This window comes from Streptomyces katrae (assembly GCF_000966975.1).
In the GTDB taxonomy this organism is placed as follows: domain Bacteria; phylum Actinomycetota; class Actinomycetes; order Streptomycetales; family Streptomycetaceae; genus Streptomyces; species Streptomyces katrae.
Genome location: NZ_JZWV01000910.1, coordinates 1 through 8,698 on the forward strand (window position 1 = coordinate 1; position 8,698 = coordinate 8,698).

At 73.2% G+C, this 8,698-nt stretch carries 9 protein-coding genes and 2 pseudogenes; 5 read left to right on the top strand and 6 right to left on the bottom strand.

Annotation, left to right across the window (positions count from 1 at the left end; translation table 11 throughout):
• From VR44_RS29410 to VR44_RS46100, 3 genes and pseudogenes are all read left to right on the top strand, one after another.
• Positions 1-542, top strand: a pseudogene (locus VR44_RS29410) (hypothetical protein); the annotation flags it as partial.
• Between the two features lie 86 nt (positions 543-628).
• Positions 629-1,504 (top strand): alpha/beta fold hydrolase, encoded by an 876-nt coding sequence (locus VR44_RS29415; RefSeq protein WP_045950657.1) that lies wholly within the window; start codon positions 629-631, stop codon positions 1,502-1,504.
• Between the two features lie 95 nt (positions 1,505-1,599).
• A complete protein-coding gene (locus VR44_RS46100) occupies positions 1,600-1,752 on the top strand; it encodes a hypothetical protein (protein WP_007266367.1) in 153 nt (50 codons plus the stop codon).
• Positions 1,753-1,908: 156 nt separating this feature from the next.
• Here the strand turns inward: VR44_RS46100 and VR44_RS29420 are convergent, their stop codons facing one another.
• From VR44_RS29420 to VR44_RS29440, 5 genes and pseudogenes are all read right to left on the bottom strand, one after another.
• Entirely contained in the window at positions 1,909-2,514 is a 606-nt protein-coding gene (locus VR44_RS29420) for a DUF1326 domain-containing protein (RefSeq protein WP_045950658.1), read from the bottom strand.
• A gap of 100 nt (positions 2,515-2,614) precedes the next feature.
• Positions 2,615-3,220, bottom strand: a complete 606-nt coding sequence (locus VR44_RS29425; RefSeq protein ID WP_045950659.1) for a MarC family protein — start codon at positions 3,218-3,220, stop codon at positions 2,615-2,617.
• A 95-nt stretch (positions 3,221-3,315) separates the two neighbouring features.
• Positions 3,316-4,182: a PHP domain-containing protein gene (locus VR44_RS29430; protein WP_045950660.1), complete on the bottom strand. Its 867-nt coding sequence runs from the start codon at positions 4,180-4,182 to the stop codon at positions 3,316-3,318.
• 94 nt (positions 4,183-4,276) lie between these two features.
• Complete coding sequence (locus VR44_RS29435) at positions 4,277-4,918, bottom strand: DUF6758 family protein (RefSeq protein WP_045950661.1); 642 nt, start codon at positions 4,916-4,918, stop codon at positions 4,277-4,279.
• A gap of 93 nt (positions 4,919-5,011) precedes the next feature.
• Positions 5,012-5,624: pseudogene (locus tag VR44_RS29440) on the bottom strand (suppressor of fused domain protein).
• A 373-nt stretch (positions 5,625-5,997) separates the two neighbouring features.
• On the opposite strand from VR44_RS29440, the gene VR44_RS29445 reads away from it, so the two are divergent.
• Positions 5,998-7,110 (top strand): magnesium and cobalt transport protein CorA, encoded by a 1,113-nt coding sequence (locus tag VR44_RS29445; protein ID WP_045950662.1) that lies wholly within the window; start codon positions 5,998-6,000, stop codon positions 7,108-7,110.
• 44 nt (positions 7,111-7,154) lie between these two features.
• Positions 7,155-7,667 (top strand): hypothetical protein, encoded by a 513-nt coding sequence (locus VR44_RS29450; RefSeq protein ID WP_045950663.1) that lies wholly within the window; start codon positions 7,155-7,157, stop codon positions 7,665-7,667.
• A 26-nt stretch (positions 7,668-7,693) separates the two neighbouring features.
• On the opposite strand, the gene VR44_RS29455 is transcribed toward VR44_RS29450, so the two are convergent.
• A complete protein-coding gene (locus VR44_RS29455; protein ID WP_045950664.1) occupies positions 7,694-8,545 on the bottom strand; it encodes a hypothetical protein in 852 nt (283 codons plus the stop codon).
• Positions 8,546-8,698 lie beyond the last annotated feature (153 nt).

The window sequence follows — 8,698 nt, forward strand, 5'->3', positions numbered from 1 at the left end:
GCACCCGGCTGACGGCCGCGGCCGTCGCCGCGGTGAACGAGGCCGAGGCCCCGGTCGTCGAGGTGCCGGTCGTCGAGGCCCCGGCTCCGGTCGTGGCCCCGGTCGCCGAGGCCCCGGCTCCGGTCGTGGCCGAGGAGGCGCAGGTGGTCAAGCCGCGCCGCACCCGGACGCGCAAGGCCGCCGTGGCGGAGGCTCCGGCCGTCGAGGCCCCCGTGGCCGAGGCCGCGCCCGCCGTGGCCGAGGAGGCTCCGGCGAAGCCGAAGCGCACCCGGACCCGCAAGGCCGCCGCCGTCGCGGAGGCCCCGGAGGCGGAGGCCCCCGCGGCCGCCGCCCCGGTCGTCGAGGCCGCGGCTCCGGTCCGGCCGCGCCGGGTCCCGACCCGCAAGGCCGCGCCCACTCCGATTCCGGACGTGGTGCTGCCGGAGGACGCCGTCGCTCCCCGCCGCCCGCGGGCCCGCAAGGTGGTCGCCCCGGCCGCCGAGCCGCAGTTCCAGATCGCCCCGCCGAGCGAGCCGGTCCGTACGACCCGCCGCTTCCGCTAGGCACCCCGGGCGCACGGCCCCGGTCCCCTTCCCAGGGGGCCGGGGCCGTCCTCGTACCCGGGCCTACGGGCCGGTAACCTCGGGCCATGAGCAAGCCGCCGCGCCTCACCCTGCCCCCCGCCGCCCGCGCGTACCGCCTGACCACCTCGCGCGGCGAGTTCGCCGTGCACGAGGCGGGCGAGCCCGTCCACGGCACCGCCCTGCTGGTCCCCGGGTTCACGGGCAGCAAGGAGGACTTCATCGCCCTGCTGGAGCCCCTGGCCGCCGCCGGGTTCCGGGTGGTCGCGGTCGACGGGCGCGGTCAGCACGAAAGCTCCGGCCCGCGCGAGGAGTCCGCGTACGAACTCCACGAACTGGCCCTGGACCTGCTGTCCCAGGCCAAGGCCCTGGACGCCCCCGCCCCGCTCCACCTGGTCGGCCACTCCCTGGGCGGCCTCGTCTCCCGCGCCGCCGTCCTCCGCGACGCCTCCCCCTTCGCCTCCCTCACCCTGATGAGCAGCGGCCCGGCCGCGATCACCGAGGAGCAGCAGGCCCGCACGAAGCTCCTGGTGGCGGCCCTGGAGGCGATGCGCGACACCCCGCCCGCGCAAAGCATGCCGGCCATCTGGGAGGCGATGCGGGCCCAGGACCCGGCGGACGCCGTCCCCGACTCCCCCGAGCTGGCCGCGTTCCTGCGCGACCGCTGGCTGGCCACCGTCCCCGAGCAGCTGATCACCACCGGCCGGGTCCTGGTCTCGGAGCCGGACCGGGTGGCGGAGCTGGCGGAGCTGCCACTGCCGAAGCTGGTCCTGTCGGGGGTGGTCGACTACGCCTGGCCGGTCCCGGTCATGGACGAGATGGCCGTCCGTCTGGGCGCCTCCCGGGTGGTCGTCGAGGGCGCCGAACACTCCCCCAACGCGGAGAACCCGCAGGTCACGGCCGGTGCTCTAGTCACCTTCTGGCGATCCTTGACCATGCAGTAGTTAGCTAAGGAAAAAATTTCCTTAGCGTAGGGAATGTTTCTGAAGGGCGCCTGGTTGACCCCTGTGCAAGGAGAACACCGACGAAGGGAGAAGCCGTGCGCTTCGAGATTCTGCGCCTGGACGACGTCGACGGAACCGCCGTGGACAGCACCGTCGTGGACGCGGCCTCCGTCAACCGGATCGTGCAGCAGGCGGCCGCCATCGGCCAGCGCATCCTGATCCGACCGGCCGAGAGTGCGTCCTCCTGATGCTTCCGAAATGCCCCCGTACCGATCCGGTACGGGGGCGTTCGCATGCGGGGACCGCGCAGCGCGGCCCGGCCCGCCGGGACGAGGGCCCGCCGGGCGAGCGGTGACGGCGTTCGGGCCGCCCGGGACACCCGGGCCACCCGGGCCACCCGGGGTTCAGGCCGCCCAGGAGAACGGCGCCGAGAAGGCGTTCTTCCCTTCGTTTCCGAATTCGAGGCCGAAGGCGTTCACCCGCGATCTCTTCGCGAGTCCGGCCGCGAGGGTGTCCGCGGGGAACCCGACCCCGCTGACCCGCACGCCCTTGCCGGTCGCGTCGAGCGGGGAGACGAAGTCCTCGACCTCGATGTCCACCGCGTCACCGATCTTCACGCGGTGGCTCCGGTCGTCGTCGGCGTAGTCGATCCGGGCGGTCTCCAGCCCGAGGATCTCGCCGACCAGCGGCGCGAGGTCCCCCATGGGGCCGCCGCGCTGACCGGAGAAGACCGCTCCCAGCGCCTCGGCCTGCTCGGGCGAGGCGGCCTCGTCCATGATCATGCCCAGCCGCCAGCCGCCTTCGCTCATGAGCTTCGGGGCATCGGCCACCACGGCGACGGTCAGGCCGCCCACGTCGACGTCATCGACCTGGCCGGAGTCGACGTGGAAGGCCAGGGTCACCCGGCAGCGGTCCTGGTCCGCCGGCGCCGAGAGGCCGGAGGTGGAGCAGGGACACACCATGTCGCAGTTGCAGTTCTCGAAATACGTCCCCTCGATACGCCATGCCATCGGAAGCTCCCTTCCTGCGGCTGAGGCACACCTGTGCACTCCATTCTCCGCCCGCGGCGATCACCCGGCAACGCGCGGGCGGCCGGGCCGGGGCGGCGGGTCAGGCGCCGTGGACGACCTGGAGGACGCCGTTGATGATCTGCTGGACGGCGATGGCGGAGAGCATCATGCCGGCCAGACGGGTGACCAGGACGACGCCGCCGTCCTTGATGATCCGGATGATCACCAGCGAGTAGCGCATGGTCAGCCACAGCACCACGTGCATCGCGGCGATGGCCGTCCACACGGAGAGCTGCCCGCCGAACCCCTCGGCCTTCTGCACGGCCAGGATGACGGAGACGATCGCACCGGGACCGGCCAGCAGCGGCATGCCCAGCGGGACCAGGGCGACGTTGACGTCCTTGGTCTGCTTGGGCTCGTCGGTCTTGCCGGTGAGCAGGTCGAGCGCGATCAGGAGGAGCAGCAGACCACCGGCGATCATCAGCGCCGGGACGGAGACGTGCAGGTAGTCCAGGATCTGCTGGCCGCAGATGCCGAAGGTCGCGATCACGCCGAAGGCGACGCAGACGGCCTGCCAGGCCATGCGGCGCTGCACCTTGGCCGGACGGCCGGAGGTCAGCGCGAGGAAGATCGGAGTGATGCCCGGCGGGTCCATAATCACAAAAAGCGTGAGAAAAAGGGATCCGAAGACGGCGAAGTCGAACACAGTGATGCCTTGCATAGAGGGGTGTTACGAAAAAGGGCGAGGGGGAAGGGCGCACGTCGGCGCGGCGACCGCGGCGTCAGCGGCGGCCGGCGGGCTCAGGCGCGGGCGTCTCCGCCGGCGCCCGGCACGGGGAAGGCCCCCGTGGCCCGGCGCGTGATCTCGCCGTAGATCTCGGGGTCGGTGGTGTACTCCCCGAGACGGCAGGTCTTGCGGCTGCCGTGGTAGTCGCTGGAACCGGTGGTCAGCAGACCGAGGTCCCCGGCGAGTCCGCGCAGGCGCGCGCGGGTGTCGGTGTCGTGGTCCATGTGGTCCACCTCGATGCCGTCCAGGCCCGCTGCCGCGAGGGCGGCTATCGCCTCCTCGGGCACGCACGCGCCGCGTTTGACGGCCGCCGGGTGCGCGAAGACGGTGACCCCGCCGGCCGCCTTGACCAGGCGGATGGCGTCGAACGGGTCGAGCTCGTGCTTCTCGGCGTACGCACGGCCGCCATCGGCGAGCCAGTCCGCGGTGAACGCGTCGGACACGGTGGGGACGACCCCCAGCTCGACCATGGCGGTCGCGATGTGCGGCCGCCCGACGGAGCCGTTCCCGGCGATCCGGGCCACCTGCTCCCAGGTCACGCCGACGCCCAGCTCCTGGAGCTTGCCGATCATGGCCTGGGCGCGCGGGGTGCGGTCGTCCCGCACGAGCTCCCGCTCAGCCGCGAGCTCGGGCTCCTGCGGGTCGAAGAGGTAGGCCAGCATGTGCAGCCCCACCCCGTCGAGCCGGCAGGACAACTCGGCCCCGGTGACCAGCGTGAGGCCCCGCGGCACGGCCGCGATGGCCTCGGCGTATCCCCCGACGGTGTCGTGGTCGGTCAGCGCGACCACGTCCAGCCCGGCCGCGGCGGCGTTGCGCACCAGCTCGGCGGGTGTGTCGGTGCCGTCGGAAGCCGTGGAGTGGGCGTGCAGATCGATGCGCACAGCCGGGCTCCAGGGGTCGGACGGACGTAGGGGACACTCCAGGGTACCCGTGCCGCCACCTGCCGAAGCCCCTGGCCACCAGCCATGGCGGAGCTCAGGGCCCCAGGATCCGCGGGCTCAGGGCTCCGCAGGGGACCAGTTCCACCTCCGCACCCGCGTCGCGGAGGTCGGCCAGGACGAGTTCGTCGTACATGAGCAGGCCCGACTGCTCCGGCCAGACGATGGCCCACAGCCACAGGCCCCGGGCCTCCCCCGCGAAGACGGCGCGGTCCTCCGGGACCCCCTTGACGTGCCACAGCGGTGTCGGACGGCCGTCGGTGACGACCTTGGCGTGCGGCGGGCCCGAGACGTCGAGGCCCGGGCCGGGGTCGGGGCCGTCGATGCCCGCGAAGCGGGCGCCGAGGCCCACTCCGAGTTCCTCGGCGACCAGCAGCAGCTCGCCCAGGCCGCCCAGCGGGCCCGGGCCGGTGCAGGCCACGGCCGTGGCCCGGCCGCCGGTCCGGTCGTCGCCGGCGGAGGCGACCCCGGTGAACAGCCATCCCACCGGCAGCGGCCAGGGCATCCACACCGGCACCTTGGACCGGTTCGCCACCACGCCCAGGCCCTCCACGCTGGGTGGGAGGACGGGCTGCAGCGGATGGACGGGGCCGTGCTCGGCGCACTGCCAGGAGTCGGAGAAGAGACCGGGCGCGCGCACCCGGCCACCACACTTCGGGCAACTCGGTTCGCCCCTCATAGGAAGCACGCTCCTCCCCGCCCGCCGCCCCGTCAAGACGCGATCACCCGTCCGGATGGCGCCCGGTGGCACCCGCGTCCGCGGGCCCCGCGCTCAGTCCAGTGCGACGGCCGTACGCAGAGGGTCCCGCAGATCCGTGCCGCGCGCGAGCCAGCGCTCCTGGAGGGCGGCCGCGCCGTGCACCCGCTTCCAGGCGGCCTCGTTCGCCGTCATGGGGAGGAGCGGGAGGAAGCGGACGGGGTCCATCGGCTCGTCCAGTTCGAGGTCCTCGACCCGTCCGGTCCAGTTCGAGGTCCTCGACCAGTCCGCCCGGCTCGGCGACCAGGACCGAGGTGAACGGCGCACCCTCCCACAGCGGTTCGCCCACGTCCAGGGAGGCGCCGGGGGCGACGACCAGCCCCTCGACCATCGGGGAGGCCGCCAGCACCGCGAGGGGCCGCAGCACCTTGTCGGTGGGCGCGAGCCCCGCCCGTACGGTCAGCAGCAGCTCGGCGCGCGGGCCGCGCACCGGGTCGGCGACCACGGCGGTCGGGTCGGTCATGGGGTGCGCGGACATGCCGAGGGTCGCGTACCGGACGAGGTCGCCCTCGGCGAAGCGGAGGACCTCGATGCGGTCGGTGCCCAGGAAGGTGACGGCGGCGCGGGCGTCGGGTTCGCCGAACGCGCTGCGCAGCCGGGCTTCGACGAGGGCCGGAATTTCTGCCATGCAGCGAGCATAGAACTCCTATCCGCCGGGTAAAGACAGGCGTTTGACCATCCGTCGGCTGATAGTGTTGACAGCCGGTCGGGGCCGCGTGCAGAAGCACGGTTCAGGGCTCCGGCGACAGGACGTCCCCCACGGGGGACCGGCCGGAGGAGGTGGGGCTGCGATGGACCGAAGTCGATCGTGCAGTACCAATCGCTCTTCGGCGACTTTCCAGGGCGGCTCCAGCCACCTTTGATCTTCTGATCAGCAGAAGAGCGACGGCAGAACTTTGTCCTCCCGTCCTGTTTCCCTCCGTCCGCCCGGGCCCGCGCGCCCGCCGCCGGAGGGCCTCCCACCCGTGCGGTCCGCAGCCGTGCGCGAGAAGGAGCCTGCCATGTCGATGCTGCCCTACCTCCGTGCCGCCGTCCGTCCGGCACTGCGCAAGTCCACTCCCGTACAGCCCGGCTACGACGCGACCCGCGACCCCTCCGCGAGCAGTGCGGTGGTCGACTGCGCCGTGTACCGCGACGGCCGGCGGGCGCAGGGCGACTGCCTGACGCCCCGTGAGGCGCTGCGCCGGGTCCGGGAGGACGGCGGGTTCGCCTGGATCGGTCTGCACGAGCCGACCGAGGCCGAGTTCGCCGGGATCGCCGCCACCTTCGGCCTGCACCCGCTCGCCGTGGAGGACGCGGTCCACGCGCACCAGCGGCCGAAGCTGGAGCGTTACGACGAGACCCTCTTCACGGTCTTCAAGACGATCCACTACGTGGAGCACGCCGAACTGACCGCCACCAGCGAGGTGGTGGAGACCGGCGAGGTGATGTGCTTCACCGGCCCCGACTTCGTCATCACCGTCCGGCACGGCGGCCAGGGCTCCCTGCGGACCCTGCGCCACCGCCTCCAGGACGACCCGCAGCTCCTCGCCCGGGGCCCGTCGGCAGTGCTGCACTCGATCGCCGACCACGTGGTGGACGGCTACATCGCGGTCGCCGCGGCCGTGCAGGACGACATCGACGAGGTGGAGAGCGCGGTCTTCGCCGCCCCCGCCAAGGGCGTCGCGCGGGGCGGTGAGGCGGGCCGCATCTACCAGCTGAAGCGGGAGGTGCTGGAGTTCAAGCGGGCGGTCTCCCCGCTGCTGCGGCCGATGGAGCTGCTGAGCGAGCGCCCGATGCGGCTGGTGGACCCGGACATCCAGAAGTACTTCCGTGACGTGGCCGACCACCTGGCCCGGGTGCACGAGCAGGTCATCGGCTTCGACGAGCTGCTGAACTCCATCCTCCAGGCGAACCTGGCCCAGGCCTCCGTCGCCCAGAACGAGGACATGCGCAAGATCACCTCCTGGGCGGCGATCATCGCCGTCCCCACGATGATCTGCGGGGTGTACGGGATGAACTTCGACCACATGCCCGAGCTCCACTGGCGCTACGGCTATCCGATGGTGATGGTCGCGATCGTCGGCAGCTGCTTCGTCATCCACCGGACCCTGCGGCGCAACGGCTGGCTGTAACGGCCAACGGTAGCGGGCGGGAGCCCACCGCCTACGCTGTGCACATGACTCTCAGTGCACTCGACCTGGCCCTCGTCGAGGAGGCCTCCAAGAAGTCCGGCCTGATCTGGGTCCGCGGCGCCGGCGCGGACCGGGCGCTGTGGCACGCCTGGGTGGACGGCGCCGCGCACGTGCTCGGGGACGGGCCCGGTGAGCAGCCGTTCCCGGGGCTCGCCGACGGTGCCGCCGCCGAGGTGACCGTCCGCAGCAAGGACAAGGGCGGCCGGCTCGTGGCCTGGACCGCGGCCGTACGGGAGCTCGCGCCCGGCAGCGGGCCGTGGGAGGCCGCCGTCGCCGAGCTGAAGGGCAAGCGGCTGAACGCCCCGGACTCGGAGCAGATGACGGAGCGCTGGGCGCGGGAGTGCCGGCTGCTGCGTCTGGAGCCGGTGGCGGTGGCCGACCGGCTGCCGGAGGGTTCGCTGGCCGCGGCGCCCCTGGCCTCCTCCGCGATCACCCGCCGGCCGGTCCCCGCGGGGCTGCCGAAGCTGCTGCTGAAGCGGAAGAAGAAGCGGGGCTGAGGCCGGCCGGGCGGCGGGGCGGGCGGTCAGCCGCCGGTCGGGTTGGACCCCTGGCCGGAGGAGCTGCCGCCGGTGCCGCCCGTGCCCGCGCCCTTGGACGGGGCCGGGGAAGCGCCGGTGCCCGTTCCCTTGCCGCCGCCGGTGCCGGCGGTCCCGCCCGTGGCGCCCGTGCCGTCCTTGGTGGTCGGCAGCTGGGAGCCGTAGTCCACGGTCTGGTCCTGCGCCGGAGCCTCCAGCGGGAAGGCCTTGCCCCACTCGGAGAGCTCCACCCGGCCCGCGCCGCCCGCGCGCTCCTCCAGGGAGACCGTCAGCTTGCCGCCCTTGCCCGCGTCGGCCGAGACCGGCACGGCGCGGGTGTGCCCGACGGTGGTGTAGCCGCCCTTGGTGAGCTTGCCCTGGAGGCCGAGGAGCCCGTCGAGCAGCACGTGCATGTCGGTGAACCCGCGGAACTGCTTGTAGGTGGGGTCGCTCTCGGGGACCTTCACGTACTTGTCGCCGAGCTTGCCCGCCGAGTCCGACTTCCCCCAGAAGGCCGCGCTGGCCTTCAGGTACAGCTGCTCGCCGACCCGCAGCACCTGGAAGGTGTCGGCCTGCGACTTCACCTCGCCGGAGCCCCCGTCCGCCTTGAGCCGCAGGTCGAGGGTGAAGGACTTGCCGCCGCTGACGAGGGTTCCGGACAGGTGCACCGAGTTGGCGGCGGCGGCCGCGGCCTTCGCCTGGCTCTCGATCTTCTCCGGCGTCTGCTTGCCGACCCCGTTGGTGCCCTTGTCGGGGTCCGTCTTCTCCGCGCAGCCCGTCCCGGTGACGGCGATGCCCGCGCACAGGGCACCGATGACCGCGGCCCGGCGCAGCCGTACGGCGGAGGGGTGGGCGCTCACGTCGGGTGCCTCTCGTCGTTGGTCAGCTGGGGGCACTCCCCCGGCCTCCGGCCGGGGGCACCCCCACGCGGTGGTGGCAGGGGGAGCAGCAGGCAGCGTACCCGCCCCGGGAAACGGCCCCGCCGGACCCCTGCCCCGGCCCCTGCCCGGACC